Consider the following 17,678-nt stretch of genomic DNA (forward strand, 5'->3'; position numbering starts at 1 on the left):
ATGATCCGCGTTCGCCTGCTCGATACCCCCATGGACATCGCGACTATGGACGAAACCGTGGACCGCGCCCTTGTGGCGATGCGCTCCGGCAGGCGGTGCCAGCACGTGGCCATGAACGTCGCCAAGCTCGTCAACGCGCGCACCGACGCCGATCTCGCCCAGGATATCCGCGACAGCGACATCATCGGCCTCGACGGCATGGGCGTCGTGGTCGGGCTGAAGGCGATGGGGCACGCCGTCCCCGAGCGCGTCACCGGCATCGACCTGTTCCTGCGCATGATGGACGAATGCGCCCGCCGGGGCTTCAAGCCGTTTCTTCTGGGCGCCAGGCCGGATGTGCTCGCCGAAACGCAGGCCGAACTGCAGCGGCGCTATCCGGGGCTCGTCTTCGCGGGCGCGCACCACGGCTACTTCAAGCCGGAGGAGGAAGAAGGCATCCGCGACCTCGTGCGCGACAGCGGCGCGCATTGCCTGTTCATCGCCATGCCGACGCCCCGCAAGGAGCGCTTCATGCGCCGTTGGCGCGACACCCTCGGAACACCGTTCCTGATGGGCGTGGGCGGCAGTTTCGACGTGGTCGCCGGGCGGGTCTCCCGCGCGCCGGCGCTGATGCAGCGCTTCGGCCTGGAATGGCTGCACCGCATGTTGCAGGAGCCGCGTCGCATGCTGGGCCGCTACCTCAAGACCAACGCGGTGTTCGCCGTGCTGCTCGCCCGTGAGTTGGCGGCGCACAAGATCGGCGGCCTTTCGCCCGCCCGCCGCAAGCGCGCCGCCTGAGCAAGCATCCCCCCATGCGCAAGCCAGCCGACTATTTCTTCTACCTGGCCGCGACGCTCGCGCCGCGCCTCGCCATGTTCGTTCTGCTGATCGTGCTCACGCGCTGGATGCCGGTGGCCGAATACGGGCTCTTTGTGCTCGTCGTCACGGTGGGCGAGATCCTCGACACGGCGCTCACCAACTGGATCCGCATTTATTCTCTGCGCACCGAGGCGGGCCTCAATGGCCTTCGGCCGCTGCGGCTCGGACGGCTTTTGGTGCTCTCGGGCGGCGCCACTGGCATCGGGGTCGCGCTCTCGTGGCTCGTCGCCACGATGACGGAGCCTGCGCGCACGTTCGAGTTCTGGATTGCGCTCGTCGCCTACACGGTCGGGCTCGGTCTGGTGCGCTTCGCCATCGTGCTGCTGCAGATCGCCAAGCGCCACTCGCAGATCGCCATCGTGGAAGCCGTGCGCGCCGTCGCGATCCTGGCGGCGGTCGGGATCACGGCCGATATGACGCACAGCTTCTTCGCCCCCTCGGTGGCATTGTCGCTGGCCAGCGGCATCGTGGCCGCCGCCAGCCTCGCGGCGTCGTTCCGCACGTTGGCCCGACCGCGCTTTCCCACGGTGGGCTACCTTGCGGCCCTGCGCTTTGGCGCGCCGCTGATTGTCACGGCGCTGCTGACCTGGGTGATGACCTGGTTCGACCGCCTGGTGATCAACCATTTCGCCGGCGCGGCCGCGGTGGGGCTCTACGCCGCCGCCTACGCGATCGGCCGGCAGCCGATCGAGCTCTTCATCGCGCCGTTGAACTCCTACACGTTCCCGATGCTGGTGCGCCGCTACGCGGCCGAGGGGCCGGTCGGGGCAGGGCGGTTCCAGGCCGGCATGCTGGTGACCACCTGCGTGCTGTGCGTCGGGGCCGCGGTCGCGATCGCGGTGCTGGACACGCAACTGGCCGGGCTGCTGCTGCCCGAGGCCTACCGGGAGCACGCTGTGGCGCTGCTGCCGTCCATTGTGTTCGGCGCGGTGATGATCTCTTTGAAGTTCTTCGTGTTCGACAACGCCTTCTACACGGCCAAGCGCAACGACCTCTATCTGATCTCGATGGCGATCCCGGCCGTGGTCGGAGCCGTGACCTCCGTGGTGATGATCTCGCGCTGGGGCATCGACGGGGCCGGCCTGAGCTTCGTGGTCACCACCACGCTGTCGACCATCTCGAGCTTTCTCCTGTCGCGCCGCGTGCTGCCGTTCCGGCTTCCGGTCGCCCGCATCGCGCTGGTGCTCACGGCCGCCGGGATCGCCGGCGGGGTGCTGATGGCCGTGGAGACCATGCTGGCGGCGGGAAGCCCCTTCGTTCAGCTCGCGGCCGGTGGAACGGTGTTCGGCGTCGTCTATGCGGCGTTCCTGATGGCCTTCGGCTTCTCGATCCGCTCCGTCCTGCTCACACCCTGGGCCCAGGGCGGCGACGAGCCGGAAGATGTCGTCGACATGGCCGGGGTCCGTCCCGCCGGCGGGAGGGCCTGATGGCGCCCGTCGTCCTGCACCTCATCTCGTCGCTGCGCGTCGGCGGCGCCGAGCGCATGCTGGTGTCGCTGTTGTCGGCCGCCCGGAGAGACCGAGAGGCGCGCTACGTCGTCTGCATCATGAACGACGAGATCGATCCCGGCCTCATGGCCGAGCTGGAAGCGTGCGGCTTCCCCTGCTACCGCCTCGGACGCCCGGAGGGGCGGCTGCATCCCCGCTACATGCTGGAGCTCGTGCGCATCGTCGGCCGCCACGGCGTCCAGGTCGTCCACACACACAATGAAGGCAGCCGCAAATGGGCGATGCTGCTGCGGCTCGCCCGGCCGCGACTCAAGGTCGTCTACACGCTGCACTGCCTCGGCATGGCCGAGCGCTATGGCGCCATGGCGCGACAGCTTTACCGCGCCGGCGTGGACGCCACCGTGGCGATCTCACCCGCGACGGCCCGCGAGGGCGACGCGATCGGGGCGCGGCGCCTCGTCGAGATCCCGAACGGCGTCGAACTCGAACGGTTTCGCGGCGCCCGCCGCGAACGCTTCGCCACCGGGCCGCTGCGCCTGCTTCAGGTCGGGCGATTCAGCCCCGAGAAGGGGCAGGACATCCTGATCCGCGCCCTTGCGAACTTGAAAAGCCGGGGCGTCGAGGCCGCGTGCACGCTGGCCGGCGTCACTCTCGGCGCGCGCGATCCCTGGCTGGCCGAGTTGCAGGCGCTCGCACGGGAGCTCGGCGTGGCCGACCGCGTCGATTTCGTGTTCGGCCGGACCGATGTCGAAAACCTGCTTCTCGACGCCGACGTCTGTGTGATGCCGTCGCGCTCGGAGGGATTTGGCTTGGCTCTCGTGGAAGCCATGGCGGCCGGCGTCCCGGTGGTGGCCTCCCAGGTCGGAGGCCTCGCCGCCCTGGTGCAGGACGGCGTCAATGGCCTGCTGTTCGCCGCCGAAGACGCTCCTGGACTGGCGGACGCCATCGCGCGGCTGGCCGCCGACCCGACGCTGAGGCGCAGCCTCGCGATGGAAGGCGCCGCCTCGGCCGAATGCTACGGCATCGACGCGACCCTGCGGGATCACGCCCGGCTCTACGCCGATCTCGCCGCCTGACCGGACGCTTGCGCGCCGGCCTCGTCCTCCAGGGCGGGACGGACATGCGAGCCGAAACGGCGGCGCAGCGCGAAGAACGGCTGCTCCACCAGCCGATACGACGCGAACGCGATCGCAAACGCGAGCCCGATCCCGAGCGCATAGGCCATCGCCAGCCGCCAGCCGCCGCCCGGCACGAGGCCGAGCGCGATCTCGTAGCCGGCGAAGTGCCAGAGATAGAGCGAGTAGCTGAGCTTGCCGGTGGCGACCAGCGGCGCGCTGTTCATGACGCGCTGAACAAGCCCGCCGCTGCGCGCCGACACCACCGCCAGGATGATCGGGACCAGGGTGATCTCCTGCACGCTGTAGCGCAGCGTCTGGCGGAACCACGGATCCCGGATCAAAAATGTGAGCGCCAGCACCGGGAGGGCCAGCAGGGCGACGCGCGGATCGCGCAACAGCCCCGGAAGCCCCGCCGCCGGGCTGCGGTAAACGATCGCCGCAAGCGCGCCGGCCAGAATGCCCTCGATCCGGCACTCGGTCGCCATGCCGGTGTAATCCACCGAGACCGCCGGCCAGAACGCGGACACGCCGATACGCGCCGCCAACGAAACGGCGCAAAGCGCCAACAGCGCTGGCGCGAGTCGGCGACCGGCAGCCAGCACGGCGAGGAGCAGCAGCGGGTAGAACGCGTAGAAGTGCTCCTCCACGGCCAGCGACCAGAGGTGGCCGCCGATCCCGTCGAGCCGGTGCGGCGTGAAGATGTTCACGTAGTTGGCGAAATACAGCAGCGCGCTGGCGGCCCCGAGCGGGTCGACGGCCTCGCCCGCCGCATAGCCGACGAGCGCCATCACGGCCACATAGGCGATCAGCGGCGGATAGAGCCGCAGCATGCGCCGAACGTAGAAAGAGCCGATCGCGATCGTGCCGGTGCGGTCGACCTCGTCCAGCAGCAGCCGCGTGATCAGGTAGCCGCTGATCGCGAAGAACACCGTGACGCCGAACACGCCTGGCACCAGGCCTTGCAATCCCGCATGCGAGATCATCACGATCAGGATGCTGATCGCCCGCAGGCCGTCGAGGCCCGGTATGGTCGAAGAAGTGCGCTGGTCCGCCATGAACAGGCAGGCTAGGCGGGGGGCGTTCACATTCCCTTTTGCGTGATCTGGAATCGCAACCCATGGTTGAGAAACCACGAAAGCCCACAGCGAAGCTCGCTTCGAACCCTGCCCGCCCTCGCGCGTTGACGCCGCGCCCACCCCATCCAGAGAGCCTGAAGCCATGACCCTGTCCGAGCCCGGCCCCTCACGCGCCCCCGCCGGCGGGCCGGACGCGGACGGCTTCGCGCTGTTCCTGGACTTCGACGGCACGCTGGTGGATCTCGCCCCCCGGCCGCAGGACGTCGTGGTCGCGGCGGGCCTCGGCCAGACGCTCGAACGGCTGCGCGATCGCTGCGGCGGCGCCCTCGCGCTGGTGAGCGGCCGGCCGATCGCCGTGCTGGACGAGTTCCTGGCCCCCCATGTCTTCGACGCCGCCGGATTGCACGGCGTCGAAACCCGCCACGCCGGCAGGTTGCTCGCGGGGGCCGGGGCCGATGATCCCGGGCTACGCGACGTGGCCGAGCGGCTCAGCGCCTTCGCAAAGCGTCACCCGGGTCTGCTGCTGGAGGACAAGGGCCGCTCGGTCGCGCTGCACTGGCGTCTCGCCCCCGAGCTCGAGGACGAGGCCGTCGCCCAGGCGGGCGCCGCGATGGAGCGCCTCGGGCCGGGCTGGCGCATCCAGACCGGCAAGAGCGTGCTCGAGATCCTGCCCGCTTTCGCGAGCAAGGCCGGGGCCGTGCGGGCCTTTCTCGACATGGATCCCTTCCGCGGCCGCCGCCCGGTTTTCGTGGGCGACGACGTCACGGACGAGCACGGGTTCCAGGCCGTGCTCGAATTGGGCGGCCTCGCGATCCGGATCGGCGACGGCCCCACCATCGCGCCCTTCCGCCTGCCGAGTCCCACCGCGTTCCGCGAACGGCTCACCCGCTGGGCCGAGGGTGCGCCGATCGAAGTCTAGAGCATCAGCCGCGTGTCGGCCGCCCCTCGAGCGGATAGGCCGGATCGTTGTAGCCCGGGGTTGACGGGTGGCCGGCCGGCACCAGCCGGTCGATCAACGCCTCGTCCTCGGGCGTGAAGCGGTAATCCAGCGCCGCGAGGTAATCGGCCCACTGCTCCTCGGTGCGCGGTCCGCCGATCACGCCCGTGACGAAGCGGTTGTTCAGCACCCAGCCGATCGCCAGATGGGACGCCGACGCCCCCTTCCCCTCCGCATGGCGACGGACCTCCTGGGCGATCTCCAGGGACTCCGGCCGCCACTCGGTCTGCATCATGCGGGCGTCCTGCCGGCCCGCGCGCGTGCCCTCGGGCGGCGGCCGTGCAGGGTCGTACTTGCCGGTTAGGACGCCGCGCGCCAGCGGGCTGTAGGGCACGACGCCAAGGCCGAGATGGCCGCAGGCCGGCAGGTGCTCCACCTCCGGCATGCGGTTCATGGCGTTGTAGTAGGGCTGGCTCACCACCGGGCGGTCGATGCCGAGTTCGTCCGCGATGCGGCAGATCTCCGCCACCCGCCACCCACGGTGGTTGGAAAGGCCGAAATAGCGGATCTTGCCCTGCCGCACGAGGTCGCCGAGCGCCCGCACGGTTTCTTCCAGCGGCGTCTCGTGGTCTTCCTTGTGCAGGTAGTAGACGTCGATCACGTCTGTCCCGAGCCGGCGCAGGCTGGCCTCGGCGGCTTCCATGACATAGCGGCGCGACAAGCCGCGGCCGTTCGGACCCTGGCCCATCGGATTGCCGACCTTGGTGGCCAGCACCCACCAGGAACGCTCGGTCTTGATGGCGCGGCCGACGATCTCCTCGGAGCGGCCCTCCGCATACATGTCGGCCGTGTCGATGAAATTGACGCCGGCCTCGCGGCCGCGCGCGACGATGCGGTTGGACGTCGCCTCGTCGGTCTGCGCGCCGAACATCATTGTGCCGAGGCACAGGGGCGAAACCTTCAGGCCGCTGCGGCCAAGCGATCGGTAGTCCATGGCGCGTCTCCTTGTTCCCGCCCGGATGGTCGGCTGGGCGGCGCGCGTTTGCAATGCACGACGCCGCGCCCGTGCCGCCCATTTGACGCAGGGCGGAACCGCTCCCCCGCGGCGGGATTGACCCAGCGCACAACGATCAGGTTTGCGCGACACGGAGGCCGCCATGCCGCAACCCGCCATCGACATCCCTTCGCCAGGGCCGCCGCCCATTCCGGGCGTGGTTCCCGGCCGCGATCCCGCTCCGGGCGGCAACATTCCGTCCGAGACCCCGCCCGCGCCCGACCCGGACGAACCCGCGCCGCCAAGCGGCCCGAACGATCCCTACCCGGCCGAGGAGACGCCCATCGGCGATCCCCAAGGCCCCGGCTCAGAGCCGGACTACTTGCCCGGCCAGCCGACAGATCCCGGAACCCGTTTCTGAGATCGCGAAGCTGGAACGGGTGCCCCGGGTCCGCCGTCCTCCTCGGACCCGGGGCTCGCCCGCCAAGCCCCCCTGCGCAGAGCGGCCCCTCGCGGCCGTTTCCAAACTTGCCAACACGCTCCAGCCCCTTAACCTTCGCGCCGAAACAGCCCGGCCGAAACGGAACGCCAGGGCAGACGCGAGGGTGGTTACGCCGATGGCGCAAGAACTGAGGATCAAGGACGCTGACCTGCGCGCCGCCGTGCGCGCCCTTTTCGCGGCTGCGGGGTCGAGCGAACGCGAGCAGCGCCTCGTGGCGGACCATCTGGTCGAGGCGAACCTGCGTGGCCACGACTCGCACGGGGTCGGCATGATCCCGGCCTACATCACGAATTTCTCGGCGGGCGAGATGAAGCTCAACGCCGCCCCGACGGTGGCGGTCGACACCGGCTCGCTGCTGGTCTGCGACGGCGGCATGGGGCTCGGCCAGACTATCGCGCACGACTCCGTCGCGCTCGCGATTGACCGCGCCAGGCAAAACGGCAGCTGCATCCTGTCGCTGCGCAACAGCCACCATATCGGCCGCATCGGCCACTGGTCGGAGCAATGCGCGGCCGAAGGGCTGGTGTCGCTGCATTTTGTCAACGTCATCAGCGACCCCGCCGTCGCGCCGTTTGGCGGACGCGCCGCCCGCATCGGCACCAACCCGATCTCGATCGGCATCCCGCGCCGCGGCCAGGAGCCGATCATCGTCGACTTCGCCACCAGCAAGCTCGCGGTCGGCAAGGTGCGGGTGGCCTACAACAAGGGCGTGGATGTCGCGCCCGGCGTGCTTCTGGACGGGGAGGGCGAGCCGACCACGAGCCCGGCCGCATTGTTCGAGGAGCCCCGCGGCACGCTGCTGCCCTTTGGCGACCACAAGGGCTGGGGGCTGGCGCTGGCCTGCGAGCTCCTGGCCGGCGCGCTTTCGGGCGGCGGCACCCAGCACCATCCCAAGCGCCGGCAGGCGATCGTCAACAACATGTTCTCGGTGGTTGTCTCGCCCGACGCGGTGGGTACGGCCGAGACCTTCTTTCCGCAGATCGACGCCTTTATCGAATGGGCGCGAACGCCCCCGCCGGGGCGCGATCCGTCCGTGCTGATCGCCGGCGAACCCGAACGGCGCACCCGGGCCGAACGCCAGCGCGACGGCGTGCCGGTGGACGTGACGACCTGGGAGCAGATCGGGCAGGCGGCGGACGCCGTCGGCCTGCCGCGCGAGGAGTTGCAGGCACTAGCCGGTCTGGCCTGAGCGGCGTCGCCGGCCCGCCCCGGGGCTTGCGGGGCCGGTCGGGTGCGGCCATAAGGAGCCGCCGCGAGGGCCGCGGCCCAGCACGGACCCAGGAATGACACGCATGCAGGAGCGCTCGGGCGACGAGCTGCCCGAGCCCGGCCCGGCCGTCGCCGGTTCGCCGAGCGGCAGGCTTGGCGGCCCGAACGCGCCGCGCGGACGCTGGGCCTGGATCGGCGCCGGCGCGAGCGTGCTTTTGTTCGTGATCTCCGCCGTGGTGCTCTGGCGCATCCTCTCGGAGGTGAAGCTCGCCGACGTGCGCGCCGCCTTCGCCAGGACCGAGCTCGAGAACCTTGCCATCGCGCTCGCCTTCGTGACGCTGAGCTACACGCTGCTCACCGCCTATGACGCGCTGGCGCTGCGCCAGCTCAAGCTGCGCATCCCGTTCCGCACCACCGCGCTGGGCTCCTTCACCAGCTACGCCATCTCGTTCACGCTCGGCTTCCCGCTCGTGACGGCCGCCACGGTCCGCTACTGGATCTACGCGCCGCTCGGCGTATCGCCCGGGAAGGTCGCAAGCCTGACCACCATCGCGGGGCTCACCTTCCTGCTCGGCATGGGCACGGTCGTAGGCCTCGGGCTGATCTGGCAGGCGCCGGCCATTTCCGACATCAACCACCTGGCCGTGAACGCGAACCGGCTCATCGGCGCGGCCGTGCTGGCCGTGATCGCCGGCTACCTGGTCTGGGTCGGGGCCAAGCGGCGGGCCGTGCGGGTGCAGCGCTGGCGGCTGGAGCTGCCCAGCTTCCGCGTCTCGCTCGCCCAGATCGTGCTCGGCGCGGCGGAAGTCTGCTGCGCCAGCGCCGTGTTGTACGTGCTGCTGCCGCCCGGCTATGGCGTCGAGTTTCAGACGCTGGCGGCCATCTACGCGTTTGCGTGCATCCTCGGCATCGTCAGCCACGCGCCGGGCGGCCTCGGCGTTTTCGAGAGCACCATGCTGCTCGCCTTCTGGCGGCTTCCTTATGGCGGGATGATCGGCGCGCTGCTGCTGTTTCGGATCTGCTACTACCTCATACCCTTCGTTCTCGCGCTGGCGCTTCTCGGAGCCATGGAGATCGTCCGCCGGGTAAAAGCCTTCCGGGCCGACGAGGGCGAGGATGAGGACGACGACGAGGTCGAGGTCGGATCGGGCTGAGGGGCGCAGGGATGGACGACGCCGCGCAGGACCCATCGCCGCCGCCCGCGCGCGACGCGTTCGTGGCGTCGGTGCTGGAGGCAATCCCGGACCCCGTGATCCTGGTCGACCCCGTTCTCACGGTGGTGCTCTGCAACGCCGCCGCGCGACGGACATGGCGGTTCGTCGCACCCGGCAAGCCGCTGTCCTTCGCGCTGCGTGCGCCGGCCTTGATCCGCGCCGCCGAAGCCGCGGTGCGCGGCGAGGGGCCGATTTCGGATGAATACGACGAGCGCGTCCCCGTGCAGCGGGTGTTTTCCTTCCGGGCGTCCGCTCTGCCGGGCGAAGCCAGGGAGCCCGGCGAGCCCGCCGCCCTGATCGCCTTCCACGACCTCACCGAAGCGCGCCGGCTGGAAAAAATGCGCGTCGACTTCGTCGCCAACGCCAGCCACGAGCTGCGCACTCCGCTGGCGTCCCTGCTCGGCTTCGTGGAAACTCTGGAGGGTCCGGCCAAGAACGACGCCGTCGCGCGCGAACGCTTTCTCGCCATCATGCGCGCCCAGGCGCAGCGCATGTCTCGCCTGATCGACGATCTCCTGTCGCTGTCGCGCATCGAGATGAGCGAGCATCGCCACCCCGACGCGCCCGTGGACCTCGCCGCCGTGGCCCGTCAGGTGGTCGACACGCTGCGGCCGCTGGCCGAGGACAAGGGCGTCGAGATCCGCATCGATAGCCCCGGTCCCGTGATCGTGCCGGGCGATCGCGACGAGCTGCTGCGGGTCGCCGACAACCTCGTCGAGAACGCCATCAAGTACGGCCAGGCCGGCAAGCTGGTCGAGATCACGGTCGACAGCGTGGAGGACGGCGGGCGACCGCACGGGCGCTTGTCGGTGCGCGACCATGGTCCCGGCATCGCGCCCGCCGATCTGCCGCGGCTCACCGAACGCTTCTACCGCGCCGAAACCGGCGACAAGAGCGGCACGGGCCTCGGCCTCGCGCTGGTGAAGCACATCGCCACCCGCCACCGGGGTCGCCTCGCGGTGGAAAGCCGGCGCGGGGAGGGCTCCACGTTCCGCGTCACGATCCCGCAGTCGAATCCCTAGACGGCTCCGCCCGCAAGGGTTGCGGAGTGTAATATGAATGTCATGGACCGGTCATACACAGCAGGCTGTGAAGCATCCGGAGACCGCGTGATGGCGTCCGCCCCATTCATCCTGATCGTCGAGGACGAGGAGGCGCTGACGCTGTTGTTGCGCTACAACCTCGAAGCCGAAGGCTACCAGGTCGACGCTGTGGCGCGCGGCGACGAGGCCGACATCCGCATCCGCGAGCGCACCCCCGACCTGATCCTGCTCGACTGGATGCTGCCCGGCCTTTCCGGCATCGAGCTGTGCCGGCGGCTGCGCCAGCGCCCCGAGACCCAGCGCCTGCCCATCATCATGCTCACCGCGCGCGGCGAGGAGAGCGAGCGCGTCCGCGGCCTCGCGACCGGGGCCGACGACTATGTGGTGAAGCCGTTCTCGGTGCCCGAGCTGGTGGCGCGCGTCCGCGCCTTGCTGCGCAGGGCCTCGCCCGAGCGGGTCGCCAGCATGCTGGAATCCGGCGACATCGCGCTCGACCGCGAAACCCGCCGCGTGCGCCGCAGCGGCCGCGAGCTGCGCCTCGGCCCGACCGAGTTCCGCATGCTCGAATTCCTGATGGAGAAGCCCGGCCGCGTCTTCACGCGCTCGCAGCTCCTCGACGGCGTCTGGGGCCTCGACAGCGAGATCGACGAGCGCACCGTGGACGTCCATGTCGGGCGCCTGCGCAAGGCCATCAACCGCCCGCGCGAAAAGGACCCGATCCGCACCGTGCGGGGCTCGGGCTACTCCTTCGACGAAACCTTCGCGCGCCGCTGAGCCCCTACTGCGCCGCGCAGTTGGCGATCAGCCGCCGGATGAAGCCGACGCCGCGCTCGATTTCGTCCAGCGTGATGTATTCGTCCGGCTGGTGTGCCTGGTTGATGGATCCCGGCCCGCACACCACGGTCGGCAGTCCGTTGCGCTGGAAGTGCCCGGCCTCCGTGCCGTACGGCACCGTCATGGTCTGGTTGCGGCCGGCCAGCCGCAGGGCCAGCGTCTCGGCGGCGGAACCAGGGTCTGGCGCGAGCCCCGGAACCGCGACCTCCAGCAGCGTCTCGACCGAGCCCGGCCATCCCCACCGGGTGAGGCGCGGCACCACCACGCGCTGCGCGTAATCCTGCAGCATGCGGGCGACCTCTTCCTCGTCGGTCCCGGGCACGCCGCGCACCTCCCACTGGAAGTGGCAGATTTTCGGCAGGATGTTGCGGGCCGTGCCGCCGTTCACGGTTCCGACATGCACCGACGAGTAGGGCGGGTCGAAACGGCCCGTGGGGTCGCCCTTTTCGCGGTAGACGTCCGAGAGCCGGTCCAGCTCCTGCAGCAGCCATCCGGCCGCGAACACCGCGTTGGAGCCGAGCTCCGGCTTGGCCGAATGCGCCTCGTAGCCGTGCACATAGGTGTTGAACGTGACCACGCTCTTGTGGGCGTCGGCCACCTGCAGCTCGGTCGGCTCGCCCACGATCACGGCCTGCGGCCGCGGCAGGTCGACGCCCATGCGCCGGATGGTGTCCACCACGCCGAGGCAGGTGAGCTCCTCGTCGTAGCTGAGCATGATGTGGATGGGCGTCTTCAGCGCGGCCGCCTGCATCTCCGGCACGAGCGACAGCGCGATCGCCGCGAAGGCCTTCATGTCCACCGCGCCGCGCCCGTAGGCCTTTCCGTCCCCCACCCGCAACGTAAAGGGATCGCTGGTCCAGGCCTGGCCGGCGACCGGCACTACGTCCGTATGGCCGGACAGCACGATCCCGCCGCGGTCCGTCGGACCGATCGTCGCGAACAGGGCGGTCTTGTCGCCTGTCTCGTTGGGGACGCGCACCGACGTGACGCCAAGGTCGGCGAGGTAGCGCTCCACGAAGGCGATCAGGTCGAGGTTCGAGCGCGCGCTTTCGGTGTCGAACGATACCAAGCGTTCGAGCAGGGCGAGGGGGGTCATCGCGGTTCCGTGCTTGGCGGCCATCAGTGCATCACCCGGCGGCGGTTGGGGCTGTCCAGCGAAAAGGCCGGGATGTCGATGTCGAAATGCGCGCCGTCCTGGCCCTGCATGCCGTAGGTGCCCGACATGATGCCCTCCGGCGTCTCCAGCGGGCAACCGCTCGTGTATTTGAACGTCTCTCCCGGTCCAATCGTCGGCTGCTTGCCGATCACGCCCTCGCCGCGCACTTCCTTTACGGCGCCTGTCGAGTCGCGAATGTGCCAGCAGCGGGTGAGCAGCGTCACGGTCTCGGCGCCGAGGTTTACGATCTCGACCGTGTAGGACCAGAAGAATTGCTTCTTTTCAGGCGCCGACTGGTCCGCCATGTAGGCGGGCGTGACGGTGACCTGGATCTGGCGGGTGACGGCCCGATACATCGTCGCGTGAACTCCGGGGGCTGCGGAAAGCGCTCGCGTCCTAAAGCATTTCACCGCGGAGGGGAATCGGCTTTGCTCGGCGGCGGGCGCCGGGAGCGTGGAGCAGGCATGTTGGACGGAATGGCGCGGCGGTTGATCGACCCGCCGCTGGCGCGGCTCGCGACGCGTTGCGTGCGCCTCGGCCTCACCGCCAACGCCATCACGGGGCTGGCGCTCTGCTTCGGGATCGCGAGCGCGGCCGCGATCGCGGCGGGCGATTTTGCGCTGGGGCTCGCCCTGATGGCGCTCGGACGGATCGGCGACGGCCTCGACGGCGCGGTCGCCCGCCAGACCCGGCGCACGGATCTGGGCGGCTTCCTCGACATCGTGTCGGATTTCGTTTTCTACGGCGCCGTGCCGCTGGCCTTCGCGTTTGTCGCGCCCAACGCCAATGCGCTCGCGGCCGCCACGCTGCTGTTCAGCTTCTATGTGAACGGCGCGACCTTCCTGGCCTACGCGACGGTCGCCGGGCAGCGCGGGCTGCAGACGACATCGCGCGGCCTGAAGTCCATCTACTTCACGGCCGGGTTGGCCGAGGGCGCCGAGACCATCGGCTTCTTCGCCCTGATGATGCTGTTCCCCCGCGCCTTTCCGACGCTGGCCGTGATCTTCTCGCTCATGTGCCTCGTCACGGCCGCCAGCCGCGTTCTCCTCGCCTGGCGGACGTTCCGATGAATGCGCCTAGCGCATTCCCCCGGCCCGGGCCGCCGCGCGGCGGCGGTCCATGGAAGGCTGGTAGGCCACCTGCGAGTGGAAGTTGCAGTAAGGCGTGCCGGTCGGCGACTTGGCCCCGCAAAAGCGGAAATCCTCGCTCGTCGGGTCGCCATGCGGCCAGCGGCACATGCTCTCGCGCAGCTCCATGATGGTGACGCGCTCGGACATGGGGATCACCACATCCGTCATCGGCGTGGGCGCGAGCTCCATGATGGGCGCCGCCATCGGCATGGCCTTGGGGGCCACCGCCAGGTTGCCGCGCACCACGGGCGCCGAATGCGTGTGGCTCATCGGATGGCTCGGCGCCCGGGTCGGCGCCTTGCGGGGACGAGCCTGCTGGGGCGCGGGCGCCTTCGCGCGGCCCGAAAGGCCGAGCCTGTGGACCTTGCCGATCACCGCGTTGCGGGTGATCCCCCCGGCCAGCTCCGCCGCGATCTGGCTGGCGCTAAGCCCCTGGTTCCACAGTTTCTTAAGGAGTTCGACCCGTTCATCGGTCCAGGACATCGGCCTCGGTCTCCGTATCTGAATGTTGCCTCTGTGGACTTCGCCGCCGGCTCTTGAGGCCGATCTGTCGCGCCGTCCGCCTGTTCCTTCGCCAGCCGAATCCTCCCGCGTTCGCCGCTCCGCAACGGCGGAGCACGGGACTGCCTTCGACCCAACTACGTGGTTTGCCGCACCACATGTCGTATCCGACAAGTGGAAACCTACGATATCGCGTGACTCTGCCGCAAGAGTCCGGCGCGCATCGGCCGGCGGCGAGGCGCGTTTTCAACAAGGATCGTGGCAGGAAAGAGTCGGTCGTGGGGTTGACCTGCGTGGCGCGTTGCGCATCGGCGCCAAAACCTTCGGAGATCTAGGCTCTGGCTCGTTTCATTGACAGAAAACGCGGCCGTCCTCATAGTTCAGCCGCGCCGCCCGGGTCGGGCGGCGCTTCCTATTTCTAAGGTTCAATCGAGGAAAGATCGTTCGCCATGGCCGAAGAGAGCCTTCATCCGTCGCCGCTGCTTCCGAACTTCGCGCGCGCGGACCTCTCCTTCGAGCGAGGAGAAGGCCCCTGGCTCTTCACGGACCGAGGCGAGCGTTACCTGGATTTCGGCGCCGGCATCGCCGTGAACGCGCTCGGGCACGCCCATCCGCATCTCGTGAAGGCGCTGGCCGACCAGGCCCAGAAGGTCTGGCACGTCTCCAACCTCTACCGCATCCCGGAGGGCGAGAAGCTCGCCCAGCGGCTCGTGGACGCGACCTTCGCGGACACGGCCTTTTTCTGCAATTCGGGCGCTGAGGCCAACGAGGCCGCCATCAAGATGGCGCGCAAGTACCACGCCGTGAACGGCCAGCCCGAGCGCTTCCGCATCATCACGGTGGAGGGCGCCTTCCACGGCCGCACGCTGGCCACGCTGGCGGCGGGCGGGCAGCAGAAATACCTCGAAGGTTTCGGTCCCAAGGCCGAAGGCTTCGACCAGGTGCCCTATGGCGATCACGAGGCGCTCAAGGCCGCCATCACGCCCGAGACGGCCGCCATTATGGTTGAGCCGATCCAGGGCGAGGGCGGCGTGCGCTCGGTCCCGCCGCAATGCCTGCGCGGCCTGCGCCAGCTTTGCGACGAGCACGGCATGCTGCTGATCTTCGACGAGATCCAGACCGGCGTCGGCCGCTCGGGCAAGTTCTTCGCGCATGAGCGCGCCGGCGTCACGCCCGACATCATGACGGTCGCCAAGGGCATCGGCGGCGGCTTCCCGCTCGGCGTCTGCCTCGCCACCCGCGAGGCCGGCAAGGGCATGACGGCCGGCACGCACGGCACCACTTTCGGCGGCAATCCGCTCGCCATGGCGGTCGGCAACGCGGTGCTGGACGTGGTGCTGGAGGAGGGCTTCCTCCAGCGCGTCGAGCGCATCAGCCTCGTGCTGAAGCAGCGCCTCGCCGAGCTGAAGGATCGTCACCCCTCGGTCATCGAGGACATCCGCGGCGAAGGCCTGCTGCTGGGCGTGCGCACCCGCGTGCCCAATGTGGAGTTCGCCGCCGCAGCCCGCGACGAGCATCTGCTGCTCGTGCCCGCCGGCGACAACGTCGTTCGTTTGCTGCCGCCCCTCACCATCACGGAGGCCGAGGTCGCGGAGGCTTTCGATCGTCTGGATCGCGCCTGCGCCAGGATCGAGGCTGCGAAGAAGACGGGAGCCGCCGCATGAGCGCGCCGGTTCGTCACTTCCTCGATCTCACGGCCCTGCCGGGCGACGAGCTCAGAACCATCATCGATGCGTCCGCCGCCATGAAGCGGGCGCGCCGCAAGGGTGAGCACGCCGCCCGGCGCCCGCTCGCCGGCAAGACGCTGGCGATGATCTTCGACAAGCCCTCGACGCGCACCCGCGTGTCGTTCGACGTCGGCATGCGCGAGCTCGGCGGCGAGACCATCATGCTCACCGGCGCGGAAATGCAGCTCGGCCGTGGCGAGACCATCGCCGACACGGCGCGCGTGCTGTCGCGCTACGTGGACGCGATCGTGATCCGCATGCTCGACGCCAAGGCGGTCGCGGAACTTGCCGAATACGCCACCGTGCCGGTGATCAACGGGCTCACGAAGCTGTCGCATCCCTGCCAGGTCATGGCCGACGTCATGACCTACGAGGAGCACCGCGGGCCCATCAAGGGCAAGACGGTGGCCTGGGTGGGCGACGCCAACAACGTGCTCGCCTCCTGGGTGCACGCCGCGGCGCGCTTTGACTTCCGCCTCAACATCGCCGCGCCGGAGCAGCTCGCTCCGCCCGCCGACCTGCTGGCCTGGGCGCGGCGGGAAGGCGCCCGCGTGGCCGCCATGGAGGACCCGCAGGACGCCGTGACGGACGCCGATTGCGTGGTGACCGATTGCTGGGTGTCGATGGGCGACGAGGACGCGGGTAGACGCCACAACATGCTCGCCCCATATCAGGTGAACTCCAAGCTCATGAAGCTCGCCGACGACAAGGCGATTTTCATGCACTGCCTGCCTGCTCACCGCGGCGAGGAAGTGACGGACGAGGTCATGGATGGCCCGCAGTCCGTGGTGTTCGACGAAGCCGAGAACCGGCTGCACGCCCAAAAGGGCGTGCTGGCCTGGTGCCTCGGGGCATTGGATCGATGACTGACACACACCCAGAGCTCGACGACCTCGTACTGCCCTTTTCGGTAGAACCTCTCGAAGCCCGCGGCCGCATCACGCGGCTCGGGCCGTTGGTGGACCGTATCTTGGAGCGCCACGCCTACCCGCCCCAGGTGGCGCGGCTGGTCGGCGAGATGGTGGTGCTGGCCGTTCTGCTCGGCACCTCGCTGAAATTCGAGGGCCGCTTCCAGCTGCAGACGCGTACGGACGGCGCGGTCGACATGCTGGTCGTGGACTTCGAGGCGCCCGACCGCGTGCGCGCCTATGCGCGCTTCGACGCCGAGCGCCTGGGCGAGCTCGCCGCCGACGCCAGCCCGGCGGCGCTGCTCGGCCGCGGCCACCTCGCGCTCACGATCGACCAGGGCTCGGACATGTCGCGCTACCAGGGCATCGTCGCCCTGGAGGGCCAGTCCATCGAGGACGCCGCTCACCAGTATTTCCTCCAGTCCGAGCAGATCCCGACCCGCATCCGCATCGCGGTGGGCGAAACGCTGGCGGGCGCGCGCCACACGTGGCGCGCCGGCGGTGTAATGGTGCAGTTCCTGCCGTCCTCCCCCGAGCGCCAGCGCCAGGCCGACCTGCCGCCCGGAGACGCGCCCGAGGGCGCGACTGCGCATGTGGTGGACGAAGACGACGCCTGGGTGGAAGCCCGTTCGCTGGTGGAGACCGTTGAGGACCACGAATTGCTGGATCCCACGCTCACCAGCGAAACGCTGCTCTACCGCCTCTTCCACGAGCGCGGCGTGCGCGTGTTCGAGGCCCAGACCGTGATCGAGCGCTGCCGGTGTTCGCGCGAGCGCATCGTCGGCATGCTGCGCCAGTTCTCACCCGAGGAGCGCCGCTCCATGGTGGGCGACGACGGTCGCATCGGGATCACCTGCGAGTTCTGCTCCACGCACTACCAGGTCGAGCCGGCCGAGGTCGGCGTCGAGGATTGAGCGGCTTCGAGCCGAATTGAGCGATCACAAGCCGGAGAGCCGCGCTCGCCGCGCGTTCACCCGCGCGTGAGCCGGCCGTGGCGGACGGAGGTCAATAAATCCGGCCGCC

18 protein-coding genes are annotated in these 17,678 nt (G+C 69.6%); 13 read left to right on the forward strand and 5 right to left on the reverse strand.

Going from position 1 to position 17,678, the window contains the following annotated elements:
- Genes IEV99_RS02795 through IEV99_RS02805 form a run of 3 tightly spaced genes read left to right on the forward strand, consistent with a single transcriptional unit; the run spans position 1 to position 3,382 of the window.
- Positions 1 to 777 carry a WecB/TagA/CpsF family glycosyltransferase gene (locus IEV99_RS02795; RefSeq protein ID WP_188516196.1) on the forward strand — a complete coding sequence of 259 codons (777 nt, stop codon included), beginning with the start codon at positions 1 to 3 and terminating at the stop codon, positions 775 to 777.
- Positions 778 to 791: 14 nt separating this feature from the next.
- The gene (locus IEV99_RS02800; RefSeq protein ID WP_188516197.1) at positions 792 to 2,285 is read left to right on the forward strand and encodes a lipopolysaccharide biosynthesis protein; all 1,494 of its coding nucleotides are present in this window, start codon (positions 792 to 794) and stop codon (positions 2,283 to 2,285) included.
- On the forward strand, positions 2,285 to 3,382 hold the full coding sequence (locus IEV99_RS02805) for a glycosyltransferase family 4 protein (RefSeq protein ID WP_188516198.1): 1,098 nt from the start codon (positions 2,285 to 2,287) through the stop codon (positions 3,380 to 3,382). The genes IEV99_RS02800 and IEV99_RS02805 overlap by 1 nt, the downstream gene beginning before the upstream one ends.
- Here the strand turns inward: IEV99_RS02805 and IEV99_RS02810 are convergent.
- Positions 3,361 to 4,509: an acyltransferase family protein gene (locus IEV99_RS02810; RefSeq protein ID WP_188516199.1), complete on the reverse strand. Its 1,149-nt coding sequence runs from the start codon at positions 4,507 to 4,509 to the stop codon at positions 3,361 to 3,363. The genes IEV99_RS02805 and IEV99_RS02810 overlap by 22 nt on opposite strands.
- A gap of 133 nt (positions 4,510 to 4,642) precedes the next feature.
- On the opposite strand from IEV99_RS02810, the gene otsB reads away from it, so the two are divergent.
- On the forward strand, positions 4,643 to 5,419 hold the full coding sequence (otsB, locus tag IEV99_RS02815; protein ID WP_188516200.1) for a trehalose-phosphatase: 777 nt from the start codon (positions 4,643 to 4,645) through the stop codon (positions 5,417 to 5,419).
- Between the two features lie 4 nt (positions 5,420 to 5,423).
- On the opposite strand, the gene IEV99_RS02820 is transcribed toward otsB, so the two are convergent.
- Complete coding sequence (locus IEV99_RS02820; protein WP_188516201.1) at positions 5,424 to 6,431, reverse strand: aldo/keto reductase; 1,008 nt, start codon at positions 6,429 to 6,431, stop codon at positions 5,424 to 5,426.
- 163 nt (positions 6,432 to 6,594) lie between these two features.
- Here IEV99_RS02820 and IEV99_RS02825 point away from each other — a divergent pair, with 163 nt between their 5' ends.
- From IEV99_RS02825 to phoB, 5 genes are all read left to right on the forward strand, one after another.
- Complete coding sequence (locus IEV99_RS02825; protein WP_244643507.1) at positions 6,595 to 6,852, forward strand: hypothetical protein; 258 nt, start codon at positions 6,595 to 6,597, stop codon at positions 6,850 to 6,852.
- 196 nt (positions 6,853 to 7,048) lie between these two features.
- Positions 7,049 to 8,122, forward strand: a complete 1,074-nt coding sequence (locus IEV99_RS02830; protein WP_188516202.1) for a malate/lactate/ureidoglycolate dehydrogenase — start codon at positions 7,049 to 7,051, stop codon at positions 8,120 to 8,122.
- Positions 8,123 to 8,216: 94 nt separating this feature from the next.
- Positions 8,217 to 9,296: a lysylphosphatidylglycerol synthase domain-containing protein gene (locus IEV99_RS02835; RefSeq protein ID WP_188516203.1), complete on the forward strand. Its 1,080-nt coding sequence runs from the start codon at positions 8,217 to 8,219 to the stop codon at positions 9,294 to 9,296.
- An 11-nt stretch (positions 9,297 to 9,307) separates the two neighbouring features.
- Entirely contained in the window at positions 9,308 to 10,378 is a 1,071-nt protein-coding gene (locus tag IEV99_RS02840) for an ATP-binding protein (RefSeq protein WP_188516204.1), read from the forward strand.
- A 90-nt stretch (positions 10,379 to 10,468) separates the two neighbouring features.
- On the forward strand, positions 10,469 to 11,173 hold the full coding sequence (gene phoB, locus IEV99_RS02845; RefSeq protein ID WP_188516205.1) for a phosphate regulon transcriptional regulator PhoB: 705 nt from the start codon (positions 10,469 to 10,471) through the stop codon (positions 11,171 to 11,173).
- Positions 11,174 to 11,177: 4 nt separating this feature from the next.
- Here the strand turns inward: phoB and argE are convergent, their stop codons facing one another.
- Both argE and apaG read right to left on the reverse strand, forming a co-directional pair.
- The gene (gene argE / locus IEV99_RS02850) at positions 11,178 to 12,353 is read right to left on the reverse strand and encodes an acetylornithine deacetylase (protein ID WP_188516206.1); all 1,176 of its coding nucleotides are present in this window, start codon (positions 12,351 to 12,353) and stop codon (positions 11,178 to 11,180) included.
- Positions 12,353 to 12,745 (reverse strand): Co2+/Mg2+ efflux facilitator ApaG/CorD, encoded by a 393-nt coding sequence (gene apaG / locus IEV99_RS02855; protein WP_188516207.1) that lies wholly within the window; start codon positions 12,743 to 12,745, stop codon positions 12,353 to 12,355. The genes argE and apaG overlap by 1 nt, the downstream gene beginning before the upstream one ends.
- Positions 12,746 to 12,853: 108 nt before the next feature.
- Here apaG and IEV99_RS02860 point away from each other — a divergent pair, with 108 nt between their 5' ends.
- Complete coding sequence (locus tag IEV99_RS02860; protein ID WP_188516208.1) at positions 12,854 to 13,459, forward strand: CDP-alcohol phosphatidyltransferase family protein; 606 nt, start codon at positions 12,854 to 12,856, stop codon at positions 13,457 to 13,459.
- Positions 13,460 to 13,465: 6 nt separating this feature from the next.
- Here the strand turns inward: IEV99_RS02860 and IEV99_RS02865 are convergent, their stop codons facing one another.
- Positions 13,466 to 14,002 carry a GcrA family cell cycle regulator gene (locus IEV99_RS02865; RefSeq protein WP_188516209.1) on the reverse strand — a complete coding sequence of 179 codons (537 nt, stop codon included), beginning with the start codon at positions 14,000 to 14,002 and terminating at the stop codon, positions 13,466 to 13,468.
- A gap of 467 nt (positions 14,003 to 14,469) precedes the next feature.
- Between IEV99_RS02865 and IEV99_RS02870 the strand changes: the two genes are divergently transcribed.
- From IEV99_RS02870 to IEV99_RS02880, 3 genes are read left to right on the forward strand one after another with little or no spacing between them, the layout of a single operon-like run.
- A complete protein-coding gene (locus IEV99_RS02870; RefSeq protein WP_188516210.1) occupies positions 14,470 to 15,684 on the forward strand; it encodes an aspartate aminotransferase family protein in 1,215 nt (404 codons plus the stop codon).
- A complete protein-coding gene (gene argF / locus IEV99_RS02875) occupies positions 15,681 to 16,613 on the forward strand; it encodes an ornithine carbamoyltransferase (RefSeq protein WP_188516211.1) in 933 nt (310 codons plus the stop codon). Before IEV99_RS02870 ends, argF begins: the two co-directional genes overlap by 4 nt.
- Positions 16,610 to 17,569 (forward strand): Hsp33 family molecular chaperone, encoded by a 960-nt coding sequence (locus IEV99_RS02880; RefSeq protein ID WP_188516212.1) that lies wholly within the window; start codon positions 16,610 to 16,612, stop codon positions 17,567 to 17,569. Before argF ends, IEV99_RS02880 begins: the two co-directional genes overlap by 4 nt.
- Positions 17,570 to 17,678: the final 109 nt, after the last annotated feature.

It is taken from the genome of Alsobacter metallidurans (assembly GCF_014636935.1).
GTDB classification, from domain to species: Bacteria; Pseudomonadota; Alphaproteobacteria; order Rhizobiales; family Beijerinckiaceae; genus Alsobacter; species Alsobacter metallidurans.